The organism is Pseudomonas sp. NBRC 111127, from assembly GCF_001320345.1.
Lineage (GTDB): Bacteria > Pseudomonadota > Gammaproteobacteria > Pseudomonadales > Pseudomonadaceae > Aquipseudomonas > Aquipseudomonas juntendi.
In genome coordinates this window covers 1-19572 of sequence record NZ_BCBD01000104.1, presented here as the reverse complement: position 1 = coordinate 19572, position 19572 = coordinate 1, and the positions used below count along the sequence as shown (strand labels likewise).

Genomic DNA, 19572 nt, shown 5'->3' with positions numbered 1-19572 from the left:
ATGGGCGACCTCGACGGCAGAGGTATAGGCCTCCTCGAAGGTGTCGCCCGCGGTAACAGCGCCTGGAATATCGGGGATCTGAATGCCGGTGGCGGTGTTCTCGTCGCCCCACTCGATGCAGATTGGGTATTGCATGTTCGTCTCCTACAGAGGTGCAAAGGGTGAAGCCGGGTTATTTCAACCCGGCTCGTTCCTTGATGCTCTTTACCGTGCCGATCGGTAGATCCTTCTTGGGGTGTGGCACTGGTATCGAGTTTGGGTTGTTGGGGTGTTTGAAGATGTGGTGGCTTCCAGTGACACGTTTTAGAACCCATCCAGCTGCTTCAAGCTCCTTGATCAACTGCCTGCTTTGCACCTCCGTCTCCTTGTGTGGTTGATGTTGAAATTATACCTCTAGGCGTATAGCTCGTAAAGAGAAAAGATGCGCCTAGGGTTATTTTTATGCGGATGACACGCCCGGCAGCTGGGCTAAGTCGGTAGTGGCGTCGTCTAATCCCGTGCGGACAATGGGCGGCTACGCGATGAGAGTCTGGGGTACGTGACCCAGCGATCCAGATCACCAAGCCGGGATGCACCGGCCCTCCGCACCCCCGTGAAGTCCAGCCACGAGTTGCCCGCAAATTTCACTGAGCGCAGAATGCAGCTTTGAGTGAAGGAGCGTTCGGCATGGTGTTGCGTGGTATGGCGCAGATGCATTTTGATGACTTGGCCGAGAGGTTCCAAAACTTGGTTCGCACTCTCGGTGGCCCGGAGCCATTGGAGTTCGTTTGGGTTGTGTTCTACCAAGGACGGGTCTTTGGTGCCTATCCGCTTGCAGAGCAGGCGCTGGTGAAGATTACCGAAATTGAGCACTGCATCAGCATTGATGAAGCCCCTGCCCCGCAAGCGTAAAGCTCTATCTGCGCTGAAGTAGCCCCCCTGAGCGCATAACCTACCGCTCCATGATGACCGCGCCGATGGCGCCTGACGCTATGGAGAGGCTGAGAGATTCCTGTGAGAAATCGAGGCGCTAGTCTTTCACGGTATGGCAATTGCCTAATGCGCCATGGCAATATCGAGATCCGAGCTTTTGCATAGCCGTAGCAGTCTATGTTGGCTAGTTCGGATTATCCGGCCGAAAGGCCGGTTTTTTTTGAGCCTCGGTGTCTGCCGGGGCTTTCTTCATTCTGGAGGACGCATGGAAAAGCTACAGCTCGACGTAAAGGTTGAGGGCGCCGCTGACTTCCTACGCCCTCTGGCTGAAACAATCAGGTCACTTGAACAGTTTCCCGAGCTGCCGTTGCAGGTCTTTCGTGACCTTGTCGCTCACAGCCTTCATGAGCTTTCCGTAAGTCTCGACAGCGCCGCATTTGCCGCAGGTGACCTTCGAGTTGTCGTTCGGCCTAGCCGGAACCTCGAACTTATCACTGCCGCACTTGGCGCACTTGAGGGTTACCTTCATCGTTTTTCGCTCCGTGAAACGTCTTGTGTGGAAGCTCGACAGTAGTACGGGGCCACCTTTCGCATGTCTAGGGCTCGCCATTCAGGTGGGCCTTTTTCGTATCTGGAGCAAGCAAATGTCCGATCCAGTTCTCGCGGCAATCACTTCCCTGTCAGCTTCGGTTAGCAACCTTCAGGCACAGGTGGCCACCCTAAGCGGCCAGGTTGCAACGAAGGCAGACACCACGGCCGTCCAGGCGCTGGCGAGCACCGTCACCGCGGAAGGTGGCCATGTAACGGTGCTGACCAACAGAGTCGCGGAAGCCCGTGCTACCACAAGCCTGACGAGCCGCGTGACCAGCTGCGAAACCGCAGACCTGCTCATCGATGCCGGCCAGACAGTCGAGCCTCTGCGCATGGGCAAGGTTGTCTTCCACGGCGAGACTGCCCGGCAGATCCGGGCCGCACAGGCAGTTCTGCGGGAAGCGGGTGTAGGCCAGTTGGAAGTGGTGAAGCGTCCCAACGAGCCCAGGGAGCCATTCGTCGTGATCGACGGACAGGTGTTCATCACCAAGGCCGCACTCGAAAGCTCTGGTACCGATCCATGCCCTTACAGCCTCAAGGTAACCATGGGTGAGGATGGCCGTTTCTACATCGCCGGTGTTGGGGTTGGTGTCAGCACTGTCGCAAACGAGCTGAAGCTCGGGCCGAGCCTGGAAAATGATGTCCGCCGCCTGCTTCGCGAAGAGCTCAAGCCTGGCGGGATGCTGCATCGCTGCTGATCCAATGCCCGCCTTGAGCGGGTTTCTTTTTTCTGTGGAGCACCCCTATGGCCGAACCAAGTACCGGCGCCCTTGCAGTGACCGGCGTACTTGCCAGCGTCGGCCTGGGTGCTTTCTTCCCGCAGCTGGACCTGGCCACCTTGGTGGGGTCCTTCGGCGGGGCTTTCTTCTACGTCGTCTTCGCCAAGGACATGAGCACCTGGCGCCGGGTCGGCTACTTGCTGACTGGTTGGATCGGTGGCTACTTCGGTGCTGCCGAATTGATGGGCTGGGCTTGGACCAAGACAGCTGGGTTCAGCGCCTTCGTGTGTGGCGCTCTGTGCGTGATCACGTTCTCTGGCCTCATCGAGTGGATGCAGACCGGCCAGCCGCCAAGGTGGTGGGCTTGGTTCTTCCGCCTCCGAGCCAGGAAGGAGGGTTGAATGGCTGCCGTAATCCAGGCCGTGTTGTGCGCCGTCATCTTCGTGATGATTGGGCTGCGCTATCGGCCATATCCAGATGCCCGCTACAAGCTGGGCGTGTCCCTGATGGCCTGGGCCGCATGCGCGGTCACAGGAATGCAGTGCGTGAGCCTCATAGGCCGCATGTTGCTGCATGACGAGTTCGCCGACGTGTCCTGGTTCAACACTGCGTTCTACCTCCTGGCCGCCATGCTGGTCTGCCGGGCGAAGGGCAACGTCGCCAAGATTGTGCGGGTTGAATGATCCGCGCCACGAAATCGACATGCGCCATTTCGTGGCGCGAGGAGGCTGAATGGCTCGCATGACAGCAACGATCGTCTGCCGCCATCGCTGGTGGCTGAAGTACTACCTGGCCGGCGTCATGGCCATGTCCCACATCACCGGTCGCGAACCGAACTTGGCTCGCGTCATGCGCTGGATCGAGCGCGGCATCGTGACCGAGGTGCGCTGATGGCCAGGCTCAAGACGATCACGCCGCGACTTGCGGATGGCACAGGCTCCAGGGTCAAGGTCGTGAACCCCAGCAGTTGGCGCTGCGGCAAGACCAGCTCACAGCGCGGGTACAACTACAAGTGGCAGAAGGCCCGCGAGCGCCACCTGCTCGACCACCCGCTTTGCGTCTACTGCGCCAGGCTCGGTCGCACCACCGCAGCCACCGTGGTGGACCACGTCACCCCGCACCGCGGCGACATGACGCTGTTCTGGGACCAGAGCAACTGGCAGTCGCTGTGCAAGCCCTGCCACGACTCGGTCAAGCAGGCCGAGGAGGCTGCAGGGCTGGGCTGAGGCCGCGGCGGCGCGGGCGACATTGCAAAATGCACGTCAGTGACGTGCCACAAACCCCGGGGGTGGTCAAAATATAGTTATTCTCACTTAGCTAGACCGCCACCGACCCCACGTACAGATTTTTTTCCCCCACAGGATTTTTGTTAAATGGCTTTAACATCCCGCAAGCGCGCTTTCATCGCTGCGCTGAGGGAAGGTGCGTCCAATCGAGACGCTGCCGTGGCGGCCGGCTATTCCGAGAAGACAGCGTCTGCGGCGGGCTCTCGGCTGGTCAAGGACAAGGACGTCGCTGCCGAACTGATGAAGCTGCGTGCCCTGGGGCTGATGCCTCCAGATGTTAAAGGCGATGTTAAACCGGATGTTAAAGCCAGGCCCGCCGCCAAGGCTGCCAAAGAGGCTGAGCCGGGCCCGGAAGGGGCACCGGAATCCGAGGAGCAAGCAGAGCCGGAGCGTGCCGGCTTCGACCTGGCCCAGGCGCTGCTCCACCGTGACCCGAAGGACTTCCTCCTCTCGGTGATGAACGACATGGGCACGGAAGCGAAGCTTCGCGTAGATGCCGCCAAGGCCCTGATGCCTTTCGTTCACCCGCGCAAAGGCGAGAGCGGCAAGAAGGATCAGGCCCAGGCCAACGCCGATAAGGCAGCTACCGGCAAGTTCGGCACCCGCCGCGGCCCGCTGCAGTCGGTGAAATGATGGAGTGGTCAACCGCCTGCCCAGACTGGGAGCAGCGCATAGTTGCCCGCCGGAGCCTGATTCCGTTCGAGCCGCTGTTCCCGACCGAGGCTGAGGAAGCCCTGGACGTGTTCGGCGCGCTGCGCATGGTGGACGCCACCGGCAGCCCGTTGATGTGCGAAACCGTGCGCGACTGGGTCAACCAGTTCGTGGCTGCGATCTTCGGCGCCTATGACCCGGATTCAGGCCGGCGCCTGGTCAGCGAGTTCATGCTGCTGATCAGCAAGAAGAACGGCAAGTCGACCATCGCCGCCGGCATCATGCTCACCGCACTGATCCTTAACTGGCGGGCGTCGGGTGAGTTCATCATCTTGGCGCCGACCAAGGAGATCGCGGATAACTCCTACCTCCCGATCCGGGACATGGTGGGTGCTGACGAAGAGCTCAAGGCCTTGCTCAAGGTGCAGGATCACCTGCGCACCGTGACGCACCGTCAGACTAACGCCACCCTCAAGGTGGTTGCGGCGGACAGCGAGACGGTGTCGGGCAAGAAAGCCATCGGCGTGTTCGTTGACGAGCTGTGGGTGTTCGGCAAGCGGGCCAACGCCGAGGCCATGCTACGCGAGGCCACTGGTGGCCTGGCCTCTCGGCCAGAGGGATTCATCATCTGGGCCACCACCCAGTCCGATGCGCCGCCGGCCGGCGTGTTCCGCCAGAAGCTGATGTACGCCCGGAAGGTTCGGGATGGGGAGATCATCGACAAGTCGTTTCTGCCCGTGCTGTACGAGTTCCCCAAGGCGATGCTCGATGCCGGTGCCCACCGGGATTTCTCCAACGCCTACATCACCAACCCGAACCTGGGGCTTTCGGTAGACGAGCCGTTCATCGAGCGCGGCTATGCGCAGGCTCAACTCGACGGAGAGGAGTCGTTCCGGGGCTTCCTGGCCAAGCACCTCAACGTCGAGATCGGCCTGGCCCTGCTATCGGACAGGTGGGCCGGGGCGGACTTCTGGGAGCAGCAAGCGTCCGAGCTCTGCCGTACGTTGGACGATCTGCTCGAGCGCTGCGAGGTGATCGACATCGGCGTCGACGGCGGCGGTCTTGACGACCTGCTGGGCCTGGCTGCCATCGGCCGGGAGACTGGCACGCGCCGCTGGCTGACGTGGACCCACGCCTGGGCTCACCCCTCCGTTCTGGAGCGGCGCAAGTCCGAGGCGCCGCGGATCCGCGACTTCGCCAAGGACGGGCACCTGACCCTGGTGCAGCGTATCGGTGACGACATCGAGGACGTGGCCCAGCTTGTGGCGCGAGTGGAGCAGGCCGGCCTGCTGGACAAAGTCGGTCTAGACCCGGCGGGCGTCGGCGCCATTCTCGATGCACTCGAGGCGGTCGGCATACCGCGCGACAAGATCGACGGTGTTTCACAGGGCTGGCGCCTGGGCGGGGCGATCAAGACTGCCGAGCGCAAGCTGGCCGAGGGGACGCTGCTGCACGGTGGCCAGCCGCTCATGGCCTGGTGCTGCGGCAACGCCCGCGTCGAGCCACGGGGCAACTCGATCCTGATCACCAAGCAGGCCAGCGGCTCGGCAAAGATCGACCCGCTGATGGCGCTGTTCAACGCTGTAACGCTGATGGCGCTCAACCCTGAGGCGAAGGGCGGCATGGACAACTACCTCAACAACGGCTTCTTCGACCTCATAGGCTGACCATGAGATTCAAATGGTACAAACCCTCGACTTGGGGCTTTTTCGGTTACACCGACCCCGTCACTGGGGACTACGTGGAAGCCGACCTCGAGGTGGGTGGCAAACGGACCAAGGCTGGCGTTCGGATCACGACAAAGAACGCGCTCTCGATCAGCATGGTCTGGTCCTGCGTCAAGATCCTTTCCGAGTCGCTGAGCGGTCTGCCGCTCAAGCTCTACGACGACAAGGGTGGCGGGCGGGAGTTGATCAGCGGCAGCGACCGGATGCTCAAGCTGCTTCGCAAGCCCAACCCGTACATGACGATGCTGAACTTCCTCAAGTTCGTGGTCGTGAACATGGCCCTTCGCGGCAATGCCTTCGCCCTGATCGAGCGCAACGGCAAGGGCGACATCATCGGCCTGGTTCCGCTCGATGGCCGGACAGTGCAGATCGATACCGAGGAGGATCTGCTGTACACCGTGACGCCTTCGGAAGGAGACCCGTTCCCCGTCTCGCCGGAGTACATGCTGCACTTCAAGCTGTTCAGCCTTGACGGTGTGGTCGGCCTCTCGCCCTTGGAGTACCAGGCCGAAACCATGGGCCTGGCCAAGGCCGGCCAGCAGTGGTCGGCGCGGTTCATGAGGAAGGGCGGCTTCACCGGCGGCTATGTCATCTACGACGGCTTCCTGACCGACCAGCAGCAGGCGCAGGTGCTCAAGCGATTCCCCGACGTACGCAAGGCCGACACCGATGACATCGGCAAGATGGCCATTCTGCAGGGCGGCCCGAAGATCGTGCCGGCAGGGATCAGCCAGAAAGACGCACAGTTCATCGAGTCCCAGCAGTTCCAGGAAGAAGCCCTGGCGGGTATCTACGGCGTTCCGCTGTGGCTGGCCAACCGTGCGGGCAAGACCTCGATCATGGGCTCGAACCTTGAGCAGCAGCTCATCGGGTTCATCACCTTCGGCCTCAAGCCCTACATCGACACCATTGAAGACGAGCTGAACAGCAAGCTGTTTGGCAGCACCACACGCTTCGTCGAGTTCGTGGTCGAGGGGCTGCTGCGCGCTGATAGCGCAGGCCGTGCCACGTACCTGGGGGCAGCGCTCGGCGGTTCAGGCGGCTCTGGCTGGATGACCATCAACGAAGCCCGCGCCAAGGAAAATCTGCCTCTCTTGGAAGGCGACGAATACAACCGGGTCACCCGGTGGGAGGTTCAGAAAAATGGCGACTCTTGAGGTTCCAATCGAACTCAAGTCGGTTGACGACGCGGGCAACTTCGAAGCTTACGCCGCCGTGTTCAACAACGTGGATCTGGGCGACGACGTGATCCTGCCTGGGGCCTTCACCCGTGTGAAAGCGACCCGTGCAGGCAAGCTCAAGCTGGCCCTGTACCACGACCTGACCCGCCTGGTCGGCGCCGCCGATTACGCCCAGGACGACCATGGGCTGCTGCTCAAGGGCCAGGTCAATCTCAATGTGAGCTATGCCCGCGATGCCTATGAGCTGATGAAGGCCGACATCCTCGACAGCATGTCGATCGGCTTCAACACCATCAAGGCAGATTTCGAGGAGCGCGCCGGCCGGCGTGTACGCCTCATCAAGGAGGCCGAACTGTGGGAGGCCTCCTTCGTCCCGTTCGGCATGAACCCCGAGGCGCAGGTGCTCAGCGTCAAGTCGGACATCAGGCTTTTCGAGAAGGCGCTGCGCGAACGCATGGGCCTCTCGCAGAAGGAAGCGGCGGCAGTCGCTTCGCTCGGCTACACCGCGCTGCGCCGTGATGGCGGAAGCGAGGCCACGGCGATCGTGGATGAGCTGAAAGAAATTTCCACCCTGTTCACCCACCATTTTGGAGCATCGCAATGAGCGAAGTGAAAGAGCTGAAAGATACCATCGAGCTGCAACTGAAGAGCGGCTTCGAGGGCCTGCAGAAGAAGTACGACGCGGCCATGGAGGAGGTCGAGAAGGGCAACAAGGTTGCCGGCGACCTGAAGAAGCAGATCGAAGACCAGAAGGGCGAGTTGCAGAAGGTCATCGACCAGGTCGTGGACCTGGAGCAGAAGGGCGTCAAGCTGCGTGGCCAGCCCGGCGAGGGCAAAAGCTTCATCGACATGATCAAGGGCGATGATGGTTACAAGGCCCTGAACCAGAAGAACGCCGCCCAGGCCCAGCTCGAAGTGACCAAGTCCGACATGGCCAGCATGAAGGAGATGAAGGTTACCAGCGCCGGCATCGTGCCGCCTGTCTACGATCCTGTGATCCAACCAGGTATTCGTCAGGAACTGCGCATCCGCGACCTTCTGACCGTCATCCCTGTGTCGGCGCAGGAGTACACCTACTTCCGTGAGCTGTTGCACACCAAGGGCGCCGCGCCGGTGGCGGAGGGCGGTCTCAAGCCCACCAGCAACGTGACCTTCGAGCGCATCACCGATCGCGTGAAAAAACTGGCGGTATGGATGCCGGTCACCGACGAAGCTCTCGATGACGTTCCGCAGATGCTCGCCTACATCCAGCAGCTGCTGCGCTACGACCTGAAACTGGAAGAAGAAACGCAGATCCTCAAGGGCGACGGCACCGGCGACAACCTCAACGGCCTGATGACCCAGGCAACCAGCTATGACGTAGCCTTGAACAAGGCTGGCGACACGTCGATCGACCTGGTGCGCCGTGCCATCTATCAGGTGCGCAAGCAGTCGAAGATGTCCGCAGACGGCGCGGTTATGACCGAGCTGGACTGGATGAACATCGAGCTGCAGAAGGACGGCGAGAACCGCTACCTGTTCGCCAACCTTCAGGGTCTGGTGACCCCGGTTCTGTGGGGGCGTCCAGTGATCACCTCCGACAGCATGGACGAAGGGGGCACCGACACCGGCGGTGAGTTCCTGGTCGCGAACTTCGCCCGATCCGTCACCCTGTTCGATCGCCTCACCTTCCTGTTCAAGATGGGCCTGATCAACGATCAATTCATCCGCAACGAGCGGGCGCTGCTGGTCGAGGAGCGGCTGGGCCTCGGTGTTCGCCGCCGCGAAGCGCTGGTCAAGGGCCGCTTCCCAGCTGCCAAGTAATCCTCACCCGCTGGCCGGCAGATCGCCGGCCTCTTTGTTTTTGGAGGCATCATGAAAATCAAGATCGAGTGGGGATTTGTCGGCCAGGGCGCGCTGCTGGGCTCCGACACGAACAAAGTCGTCGCGGGGCAGGTGTTCGACGATGCGAACGACGAGTACGCACACACCCTCATTGGCAAGGGCCTGGCGGTGGAGCTCGACGCCAATGGCAAGCCTCGCGTGCTGAAGCCGAAAGAAACCAAGCCCGCAGCGCCGAAGGAGGACAAGGCCGCTGCTGACAAAGCAGCTGACGAGGCCAAGTAAATGGTCGACCTAGCCACCGTGAAGCTGCACCTGCGCGTCGACGGTGACGATGAAGACCCGTTGATTGACGGCTACATCGAAGCCGCCAAGGCGCACGTCGAGCAGCACTGCGACCGGAAGCTGGTCGAGGGCGAACCCATTGAGCCAGAGCAGATGGGGCTCACCGGGGACGTGCAGCAGGCCATCTTGCTGCTGGTGGGGCATTGGTACGCCAACCGGGAGGCAGTGGCCGCGGGCGGGCTCACTTCCGTGCCGCTCGCTGTTGACCGCCTGCTCTGGTACAGGAAGCGATTCTGATGAGAGCCGGACCAATGAGGCACCGCTGCATTCTGGCCCAGGTCGTGCGTGAGCAGAACAGCACCGGCGGCTTCAAGGAGACCTGGCCGGCGACAGCTGAGGTGTGGGCCGAGGTCACGATGCCCACCGGACGGGTCATGCCCGTGGCGGAGCAGCTGCAGGCGACTGTCACCGCCGAGATCCGCATCCGGCCGCGAAAGGATATCGCCGCCGGCTGGCGGGTCACCGAAAAGCGCACCGGCATCACCTACAAGGTCGAGGCCGCATTGCTCAACAACGAACGGGACATGCTGCGGCTGCTGTGCTCCAGCGTCCCCAACCCATGAGGTGAACCATGAAAATTCGTGCACTGGGCCCGCTGACGGGCGCATCTGGTGAGCGCGAGAAGGGCGAAGAGTTCGAGGTGACCAAGGAGCAGGGCGAAGGCCTGATTGCTCGTGGCTACGCTGAGGCCGTTGCCGACAAGGCCGCCAAACCAGCAAAGGCCGAACCAGGCAAGGAGTAGGTCATGGCGCGCCGCTCGAAAATGCGCGGCGACATCCGCCTCCGGCGGACGCTGCGCAACATCCACAAGACGATGGACAATGAACTGCAGCCGGCCATGGCCAAGGCGGCCGCGCGCGTGCTGGCTACCCAGCAGCAGCTGATCCCGAAGGACACCGGCGCTGCCTCGGCGGCCCTGCGAGTCTACGTCGCACCCAGCGGGCTGGATGCACAGGTCGGCATCAGGGGCAAACGGGACAATCGCCGCTTCTTCTACCTGAGGTTCCTCGAGTACGGCACCAAGGGCTACACCGGCACCATCTACCAGCGAGCTGACCGGGATGCGGTCGGCGGCGTGCACACCAACAATCGCGACAAGTCGCAGCTGAAAGGCCGGCGCAATTCGATCCGGCAGCGCGACACGAAGAACAAGTCCGACGGACAGCACTTCTTCGGCAAGTACCCGGACATACCTGCCAGGCCGGCCCACCCGTGGCTTCGCCCATCCCTGGACGTAAACCGCGAGTACGTCATGGCCGACCTTGAGGAGGCAGTTCGCCGAACCCTGCGCAAGGCAAGCCAGGGGGTAGGTAATGGCTGATCCATCACTGGCCCTGCAGGAGGCAATCTTTGCCAGGCTCAAGGCCGAAGTCAGCTGCCCGATCTACGACGGCGCACCGCTGAACGCCGATATGCCCTACGTGTCGATTGACCGCGAGGTCTCGGTCAACGAAAGCCCGATCTCCGGGCGCAAGCGCGAGCAGCGCCTTCTGTACCTGTCCGTCTGGTCTGATGCTGTCGGCCAGGCCGAAGTGAAGCGCATCAACGGCGAGGTGATCGCCGCCCTGGACGAGCGCCCGCTGCCGCTGGAGGTTGGCCGCGCTGTATCGGTACGCGTCATCCAGTCGGACGCCCAGCGGGATGCTGACGGCGTTACCTACCAGGGCTCGATCACGGTTCGCATCATCACCACCCACTGATTTAACCACCGGCCGCGCTGCGGCTTTATCCAATGTGCCTTTGGAGGAACCCCCATGGCCGAAGACAACCTCAACACAGCCGCTGGCTGCCGCCTCTTTATCGGTGGCAAGACCGGCGCGGACACGGAAACTGAATACAAGGCCGATACCTACGTAGAAGTGGGTGAGATCGAGGACCTGGGCGAGTTTGGTGACACCTTCAGCAACGTGAACTTCACTTCGCTGAAAGACGGGCGTGTGCGCAAGTACAAGGGCACCGCTGACGCTGGCGACCTGACAGTTACTGTCGGTCTGGACAGTGGTGACGCAGGCCAGCGTGCAGTCAAGACCGCGCACAAGGACCGCAGCAAGGGGGACTACAACGTTAAGATCACCCTGAATGACGGTGACCCGACCGCAACGCCAGTTATCAACCCGACCACCTTCTACATGCGGGTCAAGGTGATGAATAACACCGTTGCACCAGGTGCTGCTGACAACGTGGTGCGCCGCAACATCACCATGGGCATCAACTCCGACGTGCTGGAAATTCCGGCCGCCGCCGCTGCCTGATAGGGGGCCTCTGTGAGCAAAACTCTACACGGGACCGTGACCATCAAACTGGGCGATGAAGAGTACACTCTCCAGCCCACCCTAAAAGCAGTTCGTGCTATCGAAAGCCGCTTCGGCGGCCTGCGCGGTGCATCCGCAGCCCTGCATGCAGTCGGCGTAGATGCGGTGGCCTTCATCATCGCTGCTGGCGCAGGTCTGGAAGGGAAGGCTGCCGAAGCGCTGCCCGAGAAGGTCTGGCAGGAAGGCGTGGCCGGGCTGACACCGGTAGTCACCAACTACCTTGGCGCTCTCTACAATCCGCGAGGCGGTGACCCGGGAAACGACCAAGCCGGGACGGCGTAAGCGCTGTCGAGGATGGCAGCTACGTCGACCGGCTGTATGGGATCGCCACCGGGTGGCTGGGATGGGCGCCGGATGTGGCCTGGTGTACGCCGCTGCCTGAGCTATTCATGGCCATGGATGCCAGGATTGAATGGACTCAGATGACTAACCCGTTCGGCAGCGGGAAGAAGCAGGGCGTGAAGGAGAAACCAAGTGCTTCGAATGTGGCCGACAAGCTGAGGATGGCGTTGACTGGGAGAAAGTCTTACTAACCAGGCGCCTTGATCGTCTTCTTGATATGGTAGTCATTTTCGTGAGGAGTCTACCGTGATCAGGAAGATTGGCTTGGGAGTTTTTGCCCAGTGCGCTGTTTTTTCGCTCGCCTTCGCCGCTGGCACCCCGGCATCAAATGATGACCTAGCGGCACTGAAAATAGCGATGGAAGATCGGTTGAAAGATGCAGACAGTGCAAAATTTAAAAATGTGAGGATCGGCAAAGATAAAGCGACTTGTGGCCTTGTAAACTCAAAAAACTCATATGGTGCGTATGTCGGATTTGAGCCTTTCATGGCGGTGAAACTTTCTAGCGGTAATTTCGTTGTTATTGATGTGGGAGAGGCTGCCGGACAAGTTTGTTCAAAAAAAGGAATTTGATCTTCCTTCCAACTTATTGAAGCCCGCCTTGAGCGGGCTTTTTTGTAGGCTATGAAATGGCTGACCAACAAATTCAAGGAATGCTCGTCCAGATTGAGGCCACCACCGCGCAGTTACGGCGCGAGTTGGCGAGTGCCGATCAGCTGGTGTCCAAGACCAGTCAGACAATTGATCGCAACTTGGCGACGGTTGACTCCGCGTTTGAGCGAGCGGGCGCTGCGGCTCAAGGCGCGGGAACACTCATGCGCGGGGCCTTTGCCGCGGTAGCGGGCGCCGGCCTGATCGGGGGCATCATCAAGCAAGTGGATGCCTACGGCCAGATGTCTGACCGGATGAAGGCAGCTACTGGAAGTGCTGCCGACTACCAGGCTGTGCAAGAGCACCTGATGCAGACCGCGCAGGAAACCTACCGACCTCTGGCTGAGGCGCAAGAACTGTATATCCGCACGGCGGATGTGATGCGCAGCTTAGGCTTCAACACCGAGCAGACGCTCGATATCACCGACAGCTTCAGTTTCCTGCTCGTAACCAACGCCGCGTCAGCGGACAAAGCAAGCTCGGCGCTGGACGCCTACTCAAAAGCATTGGCTACAGGGAAGGTAGATGCGGATGGGTGGATTTCTATCCAAACTGCGATGCCGACAATCGTGGACGCGATTGCCCGCGCGACCGGAAAGAGCACTGACGAAGTGCGCAAGCTGGGCAGCGAGGGCAAGCTTGCTCTGGATGACATTAACATCGGTCTGCTGAAAAGTGTTGAGATAAACCGCAAAGCAGCGGCCGACATGTCTACCAGTGTTCAAGATGCCTTGAACAACATCAGCAACGCGATTGGCAACTTCCTTGGAAAGATGGAAGAGCAAACCGGGGCCGTTGGCGGTCTCTCGAAGGTCATCGTCACGCTCGGAGAGCATTTCGATTTAGTCGCGACAGCCATTGGCGGTGTCGGTGTTGCGGCGCTTACTTCCTATACCGCCAAAACATACATGGCAGTGAAGGCTGCCGTAGCTCAGCGGGTAGCAGAGTTCAGGAATGCCCAAGCTGCTTTAAGCGGTGCTGAGGCCCAGCGCATTTACGCCCAGGCGCAGGTGCGGCAAGCAGAGGCGTCGGTAGCAGCCGCGACTGGCCTGAATAGACTCAGCCTGGTTCAGACCCAGCTATTGCCAAAACAAGCGGCCCTCACGGCGTCAACCGAGGCGCTGGCCATTGCCCAGGCCAACCTAACACGTGCCGCTACCGGTGGTTTGCTGACGGCGCTGGGCGGCCCGATGGGGTTGGCGATTCTGGCCGGCACGGCTGCGGCCAGTTTCCTCCTGTTGCGAGACAACTCCGACTCACTCGAGAAGAAGTTAGGAGACCTCAGCGATCCGCTCGACAAGCTGGTCGAGCGCTTCAACAAGCTGAACAGGGCGACCCAGGCGGTGGCTCTGAGGGAACTGCAAGACAAGATCGACGACCTGCAGAGCCAGCTGGGGCAGACGTCGGGCGCGATTGCCGACAAATTCGAGAACGACCTACGCGGTTTGGGGGCCGCTGGCGTTGATGGGTTCATCGCCGGGCTAGCGCCAATGCCCGAGGAGGCACGGAAAGCACTCGAGATAGTGCGAACAGCCGCTAATGACTTCTCAAAGGGCGCAGTAGTTGACTGGAAGGCCGTAGCAGATCAGGTGCGCGGAATTCCCGGCGTCACTGAGGCGATGGCCCAGGCCATCGAGACAGGTCAGGTCAGGGCATCTGAACTCAGCGCCGCGCTTGCCAATCTGCGATCCAAATTTTCGGAACTGACCAGCGAGACTGACCGGAACACCGTTTCGACGCAGGAAAACAACGCCGCCAAGGCTGGCATGAGCACGGCCGGTCAGACCTACCTCGAAACGTTGCAGAAGCAGCTGGCGGGCCTGCAAGACAATGGCGATGCTACCAAGATCGTTAATCGCTATCTTGCTGAACACGCCGACCTTACCGAAACAGACCGGCAGGCAATTCTGTCGGCGGCGAGCGCGATCGAAGCACAGAAGAAAGCCAACCAGGGCGCGAAGCAGCAAACCAAGGATGCCACCTCGGCGCAAACCAAGCTCAATCAGCAGCTGAAAGAGGCGGAAACCGCGTACCAGCAGCTGAAGAAAGCCTTCGACCCGGTCGGCGCAGCGTCCGATGAGTTTCAGAAGCAAACCAAGAATCTCGACCTACTGCTGGCGCAGAAGAAGATCACGACCGGGGAGTACGGTAAGGCCCTCGGCGCGCTTGCCGAGCAATTCAATAATGCCGTGCAGGCCTCGACCGGCCTGTCGCGGGCCATGAAGTACCAGGCCGATCTGGAGCGCCAGTTGGCGCTTGCCCAGCAGCAGGGCGATGCCGCAGCGGCAGCGGTAGGCATGGGCGACAAGCGGGCTGGTCGCGCTCAGTCGCGCCTGGCCCTCGAGCAGGAAAACAACAGCAAGATTCTGGCGCTGCGAGACGAGCTGGCTACAGCCAGCACTGAGAAACAGCGCCAGGAGCTGGAGAAGCAGATTGCCTTGAGGCAAGAGTACGGGGCCAAGCTGGTACAGGTCCAAGAAGACACCTTCGTCAAGATCGACGCGGCTCAGTCTGACTGGACAAATGGCGCGTCAGCTGCCTTGGAAAACTACCTCGACAGTGCCGCCGATGTAGCCGGCCAGACGCAGGAGTTGTTCTCCAATGCCTTCGGCAACCTGGAGGATGGCATCACTCAGTTCGTGAAAACCGGCAAGTTCCAGTTCAAGGACTTCGCCGACTCCGTGATTGAGGATCTGATTCGCATACAGGTGCGCCAAGCGGCTGCTGGCTTCCTCAGCTCGGCGTTTGGTTTCCTTAGCGGTGGTACCCAAGCACTTGGACAAGGCACGATGACGGGCTTCAGTGAGGTCATCCCGAATGCCAAAGGCGGTGTCTACGATTCCCTCAGCCTGTCAGCTTACTCCGGCGGAGTGTACGACAGCCCTCAGATGTTCGCCTTCGCCAAGGGAGCGGGAGTTTTCGCAGAGGCCGGGCCAGAAGCGATCTTACCCCTGCACCGGGGGCCGGACGGTTCGCTTGGTGTAATGGCCGCAGGCGCGGGCGGCGAAACGGGCTCACCATCGATCACCTTTGGGGGCATCACTCAACACATCCAGGTGGGGGGGCAAGCAGACGCGGCCACGCTCGCCGATGTTCGGCGCGCAGCCGAACAGGGTGCACGGGATGGCTACGACCTGATGCTGCGTGACTTCAAAACGAACGGCGCCGGCCGGCAGATGCTGCGCCGAACTTAACAACCCATGCCAGCTCTGGCAGGCACTTTTGGAGTTATCCAATGGCGGAGGAATGGCCCGAGGACCTTGAACCCACTGAGGTCACCTGGGGCGTCGTTTATAACAATCGGGCCTTCACCTCTTCACTCAACAATGCCCAGCAAATCGCCTCGCACCCTGGCGCCTACTGGGTCTGCACCCTTACGTTTGGTGTCCTGTATGAGGAAGATGAACGAGAGCTGACATCGCTCCTTGGCCGTCTGCAGGGGATGTTCGGAACCGTCAACGTACCTTCGATCACCAGGGTCAGGACTGACGACATAGGATCGCCAGTTGTGGCGGCTGCTGTTGCGCAATCCACCAGCTTGCAGTTGCGCAACATGCGGCCAGGCATCAGGGTTTTCAGCCGAGGTGATCACATCACCATTCTGGGCGAGATGTTTGAGGTGGTAGAGCACGCTGCTACGGATGGCAGCGGATCTGCGGTAGTTCGCGTCAACAAGCGAGTGCGCAGAGGATTCGCGCCCGGCAGCCCGGTTGAGTATAGAAACCCCTACTGCGAGATGAGGAGAATGGACGACACCAATCAATGGACTGTTCAGCCGGTGATATCGAATGGCAGCTACCAGTTTCGAGAGGCTTTCTGATGCCCACATCATTTCCATTCAGTCAGAGCGTGGTGGACATCATCGCATCTGGACGATTCATGACCGTTTACGCCTGCCAGCTCGACTTCGCTGATGGCCCGGTATATGCCCATACTGGCACTGGTGAGCTGGTGATCGACGGGATTACCTATCTCGGTGTCGGTCAGTTCGGTGAGGTAGGTCAATCGCAGGAAAGCGACAACTCAGGCTCGCCTATGGCTGTTGATCTGACGCTGAACGGCCTAGATGCCTACATCATCAGCGAAACAAACATTCGGGGCTGTCGCGGACGATCTGGAAAACTGTTGTTCGTCGTTTTCGACGAAGAGGGCAACTACGCCGTCGACATACTTTTCTCAGGGCGTATGGACGCTGCCACCTTCTCGTATGCCGGTAGCGGCGAGGACGGTAACAAAATCACTGTGCCGATCGTCGACCGCATGGCCGAGTGGAGCCGCACCGGTACCGAGCGCTTCACCGACGAAAACCACCGGGCCCGCCACCAGGGCGACCGTTTTTTCTATGCCGTCGCTCAGCTGTCCGAGTGGCCCATCTACTGGGGGTCGAGCAAGGACGCCCCGACCTTTGCCTATGAGAAATAGCTATGCGCCACAGAGATTGGACAATACGACTCAGTGAAGTGATCAAGGCCGCCAGAGAGCGGCCTTTTTCATGGGGCGAGTTTGACTGCTGCCTGTTTGCTGCGGATTGCGCTCTAGCAGTGTGCGGGACCGATCCAGCGCAAGCGTATCGGGGCACCTACAGGACTGAGGCCGGTGCAAAGCGTGCGCTTCGGAAGAATCACGGCAGCCTGGAAGCAGCCTGGGATGCGTGTTTTGTCCGGGTATCTCCAGCGCTAATCCAGCGCGGAGACATCGCGATGTATGAGGCACCAGGTGGCAAGTCCATGGCGGTCTTCTGGGCGAACGAATTTTGGGCGACGACTGAAGATGGCGTGCACCGCGTGGTGTGTGAGCCGACAGCTGTTTGGAGGGTGGAATAGATGAGCGGTGGCGTAAAAAAACTTGCACAGGTTGCCGTCGGCGCCGTCATTGGCTTCGTCCAAGGTAATCTCGTAGGTGCTGTGATCGGAGCTGGCCTGGCATTTTACGCAGCTGAGCAACAGGAAAAGCTCAACACGAAGTCGCCGTTGCGAGACAACGAGCCCTCTGCTCAGACCGTCCGTTCCTCTAAGGCGCCTGCTCGGTACATCCTTGGACGCGTCAGCACGGGCGGGGTACTGGTCTGGGCTCAGGAGGAGCGTGGAGCCCAAACAACCGGCGAATGGCTGCACCTGGTGTATGTGCTATGCGAAGGCGCCATTGATGAGCTGGAGTCCATTTATCTCGGTGAGGAGCTCATCGGCAGCTATGGCGCGGATGTCTCATATGAGCTGGTCGTAAATCCAACCCAGGTGAACGCTTTCCTCAAGGAAAACTGCCCTGACTGGAAAGACACGCAAATCGGCCGCGGGCTGTCGTATGTACGGATCTCGCTGCGTTACAACGCAGAAAAATTCCCGTCCGGCATTCCCGATGTGCGCTTTGTTGTGCGCGGTCGCAATGACATCTTCGATCCACGGACCGGCATGTCCGGTTGGACAGATAACACGGCTTTACACTTGCTGTGGTTTCTCCGTACACGTTGCGGCGTACCCGATGATGAGATCGTGTTTGAGACATTCGCGAGCGGTGCCAACGTCTGTGACGAGTCGGTCCAAAACCCGGACGGTAGCTCAAGCCCTCGGTACCGCAGCGGCTGCGTGATCGGCGCCGATGAGCAGCGCACCAACGTATTGCAGAAGCTCGAGGCGGCCTGTGCGGGCAAGCTGATCAGAGTCGGCGGCCGCTGGATGTTCCAGGCGGGTGCCTATTACGGGCCGTATGACTTCGAGATCACCGAAGACATGGTGATTGGGACCATCACCGGCAACACCGAAGCTACCAATGACGCCGCCATCAACACGATCCGCGGCACGTTCATTGATCCCCAGCAGTCCTGGACCGAGACCGACTATCCCGAAGTCTCTGTTGCTCAATGGGTTGAGGAAGACGGGGGCGAGGCAGCAGAAACGCTGTCATTTTCCTATGTCGGCGACCCATACCAGGCCCAGCGCTTGGCAAATATCGAGCTCCGTCGGCGTCGGTCGGGTGGCGGGCTGAATATCCCGCTCAACCTGGCTGGCTACAACTGCCGGCCTGGTCGGGCTGTGCGCGTTAACTTGCCATCGCTGAACATCCTCGGCGAGTTCATGGTTACCAACTGGTCCATGGGTACCAGCGAGGGCTGTACAGTTTCGGTTCAGGCCTATGAGGCTGCCATCTTTGATGACGCCGTGGGCAAGCCCTACAACCCTATCGGCTTTATCAAGCTGCCCGCTGGCGGTCTCGGGAGCCCAACGAACCTCCGCTGGGATGTGGAGGACACGGCAGAGATAAGCCAGGGCGTTCTAAGCTGGGACCGACCTGCAGGGATCGTATCGGGCTTCGCTGTTACCGTGAGGCAAGCGGGCACAGCGGTGCAGGCGCTACAAGTGCCCGAAACCACAACCCGAATGCCGATTTCAGGCCTGACATCGGGTAGCTACACCATGGGCGTTGCTGCGTTGGGCCCGCTGGCTCGCTCTGGAGAGGCGACCATCACAGTTGACGTAGATGGCCCCCCGATGCCTGAAACCTGCGCCGTGCAGGCGACAATCGACACGATCACACTGATCCCCGGCAATACGCTTCATGGTCTTAATGGGGGCACATATGAGTATTTCTGGTCGTCCGATCCAGCCGCCACGCAAGGCGAGTTTCTCGGGCGCGGGCTGACCATCACCCATACCGGTCTCTCGTTCGCCAAAAGCTACGCCTACTTCGTTCGCTCGAAGAATGCCTACGGTGTAAGCGCCTTCCTCAAAGTTGTCGCCGCGACATCCATGGATGTCGGGGCCATCCTGGAAGGCATCAAGAACAAGATCACCGAAAGTGAACTGGGTCAGGAGCTCACCAGCCGCATCGACCTGATCGACAAGGATGGTCCAGGCTCGGTCAACGAGCGCCTGGGCGAAGTACGCAACGACCTGAACGAACAGATCGCCGATGTCAGCAACGCCGTCGCAGGCGTAGACAGCGCACTGGACCAGGCGAAGCAGGACCTGCAGCAGCAGATCGACACGATCGCCGACCTGGCCGACTCGATGCCGTACAAACCTGACCAGGCTTACACC

Annotated in this window: 28 protein-coding genes; 25 read left to right on the top strand and 3 right to left on the bottom strand. The window is 60.5% G+C overall.

What is annotated here, in order from left to right; genetic code table 11:
• The coding region (locus APH30_RS18205; protein ID WP_177333749.1) for a type II toxin-antitoxin system HicB family antitoxin at positions 1–135 on the bottom strand (135 nt) is incomplete at its 3' end.
• Between the two features lie 37 nt (positions 136–172).
• On the bottom strand, positions 173–355 hold the full coding sequence (locus APH30_RS28130) for a type II toxin-antitoxin system HicA family toxin (protein ID WP_016715573.1): 183 nt from the start codon (positions 353–355) through the stop codon (positions 173–175).
• A gap of 311 nt (positions 356–666) precedes the next feature.
• Here APH30_RS28130 and APH30_RS18200 point away from each other — a divergent pair, with 311 nt between their 5' ends.
• Positions 667–891, top strand: coding sequence for a hypothetical protein (locus APH30_RS18200; RefSeq protein ID WP_054913365.1), 225 nt, complete (start codon positions 667–669; stop codon positions 889–891).
• Positions 892–1252: 361 nt separating this feature from the next.
• On the opposite strand, the gene APH30_RS18195 is transcribed toward APH30_RS18200, so the two are convergent.
• Entirely contained in the window at positions 1253–1441 is a 189-nt protein-coding gene (locus tag APH30_RS18195) for a hypothetical protein (RefSeq protein ID WP_054913364.1), read from the bottom strand.
• A gap of 115 nt (positions 1442–1556) precedes the next feature.
• Between APH30_RS18195 and APH30_RS18190 the strand changes: the two genes are divergently transcribed.
• The 24 genes from APH30_RS18190 to APH30_RS18085 all read left to right on the top strand — a co-directional run.
• Positions 1557–2201 carry a hypothetical protein gene (locus APH30_RS18190; protein ID WP_054913363.1) on the top strand — a complete coding sequence of 215 codons (645 nt, stop codon included), beginning with the start codon at positions 1557–1559 and terminating at the stop codon, positions 2199–2201.
• A 47-nt stretch (positions 2202–2248) separates the two neighbouring features.
• The gene (locus APH30_RS18185; protein WP_054913362.1) at positions 2249–2623 is read left to right on the top strand and encodes a putative holin; all 375 of its coding nucleotides are present in this window, start codon (positions 2249–2251) and stop codon (positions 2621–2623) included.
• Complete coding sequence (locus APH30_RS18180; protein ID WP_054913361.1) at positions 2624–2905, top strand: phage holin family protein; 282 nt, start codon at positions 2624–2626, stop codon at positions 2903–2905.
• Between the two features lie 49 nt (positions 2906–2954).
• Positions 2955–3113 carry a hypothetical protein gene (locus tag APH30_RS29140; RefSeq protein ID WP_177333748.1) on the top strand — a complete coding sequence of 53 codons (159 nt, stop codon included), beginning with the start codon at positions 2955–2957 and terminating at the stop codon, positions 3111–3113.
• Positions 3113–3448, top strand: a complete 336-nt coding sequence (locus APH30_RS18175) for an HNH endonuclease (protein WP_054913360.1) — start codon at positions 3113–3115, stop codon at positions 3446–3448. Before APH30_RS29140 ends, APH30_RS18175 begins: the two co-directional genes overlap by 1 nt.
• 147 nt (positions 3449–3595) lie before the next feature.
• Complete coding sequence (locus APH30_RS18170; protein ID WP_029885579.1) at positions 3596–4141, top strand: terminase; 546 nt, start codon at positions 3596–3598, stop codon at positions 4139–4141.
• Positions 4141–5826 (top strand): terminase large subunit, encoded by a 1686-nt coding sequence (locus APH30_RS18165; protein WP_029885580.1) that lies wholly within the window; start codon positions 4141–4143, stop codon positions 5824–5826. Before APH30_RS18170 ends, APH30_RS18165 begins: the two co-directional genes overlap by 1 nt.
• 2 nt (positions 5827–5828) lie before the next feature.
• Positions 5829–7043, top strand: a complete 1215-nt coding sequence (locus APH30_RS18160) for a phage portal protein (protein ID WP_029885581.1) — start codon at positions 5829–5831, stop codon at positions 7041–7043.
• The gene (locus tag APH30_RS18155) at positions 7030–7671 is read left to right on the top strand and encodes an HK97 family phage prohead protease (protein WP_029885582.1); all 642 of its coding nucleotides are present in this window, start codon (positions 7030–7032) and stop codon (positions 7669–7671) included. Before APH30_RS18160 ends, APH30_RS18155 begins: the two co-directional genes overlap by 14 nt.
• Positions 7668–8870, top strand: coding sequence for a phage major capsid protein (locus APH30_RS18150; RefSeq protein WP_054913359.1), 1203 nt, complete (start codon positions 7668–7670; stop codon positions 8868–8870). The genes APH30_RS18155 and APH30_RS18150 overlap by 4 nt, the downstream gene beginning before the upstream one ends.
• A 51-nt stretch (positions 8871–8921) precedes the next feature.
• On the top strand, positions 8922–9173 hold the full coding sequence (locus APH30_RS18145) for a hypothetical protein (RefSeq protein ID WP_054913358.1): 252 nt from the start codon (positions 8922–8924) through the stop codon (positions 9171–9173).
• Positions 9174–9470, top strand: a complete 297-nt coding sequence (locus APH30_RS18140; RefSeq protein ID WP_054913357.1) for a head-tail connector protein — start codon at positions 9174–9176, stop codon at positions 9468–9470.
• A complete protein-coding gene (locus APH30_RS18135; protein WP_029885586.1) occupies positions 9470–9796 on the top strand; it encodes a phage head closure protein in 327 nt (108 codons plus the stop codon). The genes APH30_RS18140 and APH30_RS18135 overlap by 1 nt, the downstream gene beginning before the upstream one ends.
• An 8-nt stretch (positions 9797–9804) precedes the next feature.
• Positions 9805–9975, top strand: a complete 171-nt coding sequence (locus APH30_RS29135; protein WP_177333747.1) for a hypothetical protein — start codon at positions 9805–9807, stop codon at positions 9973–9975.
• A 3-nt stretch (positions 9976–9978) separates the two neighbouring features.
• Positions 9979–10554, top strand: coding sequence for an HK97-gp10 family putative phage morphogenesis protein (locus APH30_RS18130; RefSeq protein ID WP_054913356.1), 576 nt, complete (start codon positions 9979–9981; stop codon positions 10552–10554).
• Positions 10547–10933, top strand: coding sequence for a DUF3168 domain-containing protein (locus APH30_RS18125; RefSeq protein WP_054913355.1), 387 nt, complete (start codon positions 10547–10549; stop codon positions 10931–10933). Before APH30_RS18130 ends, APH30_RS18125 begins: the two co-directional genes overlap by 8 nt.
• A gap of 54 nt (positions 10934–10987) precedes the next feature.
• Positions 10988–11485 (top strand): hypothetical protein, encoded by a 498-nt coding sequence (locus APH30_RS18120; RefSeq protein ID WP_054913354.1) that lies wholly within the window; start codon positions 10988–10990, stop codon positions 11483–11485.
• Positions 11486–11497: 12 nt separating this feature from the next.
• Positions 11498–11827: a hypothetical protein gene (locus APH30_RS18115; protein ID WP_029885590.1), complete on the top strand. Its 330-nt coding sequence runs from the start codon at positions 11498–11500 to the stop codon at positions 11825–11827.
• A 306-nt stretch (positions 11828–12133) separates the two neighbouring features.
• Complete coding sequence (locus APH30_RS28825; RefSeq protein ID WP_156326539.1) at positions 12134–12460, top strand: hypothetical protein; 327 nt, start codon at positions 12134–12136, stop codon at positions 12458–12460.
• Between the two features lie 56 nt (positions 12461–12516).
• Entirely contained in the window at positions 12517–15732 is a 3216-nt protein-coding gene (locus tag APH30_RS18105; protein WP_054913353.1) for a phage tail tape measure protein, read from the top strand.
• Between the two features lie 41 nt (positions 15733–15773).
• Complete coding sequence (locus APH30_RS18100; RefSeq protein ID WP_054913352.1) at positions 15774–16358, top strand: hypothetical protein; 585 nt, start codon at positions 15774–15776, stop codon at positions 16356–16358.
• Entirely contained in the window at positions 16358–16960 is a 603-nt protein-coding gene (locus tag APH30_RS18095) for a hypothetical protein (RefSeq protein ID WP_054913351.1), read from the top strand. Before APH30_RS18100 ends, APH30_RS18095 begins: the two co-directional genes overlap by 1 nt.
• 2 nt (positions 16961–16962) lie before the next feature.
• Positions 16963–17361 (top strand): hypothetical protein, encoded by a 399-nt coding sequence (locus APH30_RS29615; protein WP_054913350.1) that lies wholly within the window; start codon positions 16963–16965, stop codon positions 17359–17361.
• A partial coding sequence (locus tag APH30_RS18085; protein ID WP_256222064.1) for a host specificity protein J occupies positions 17362–19572 on the top strand: 2211 nt, incomplete at its 3' end.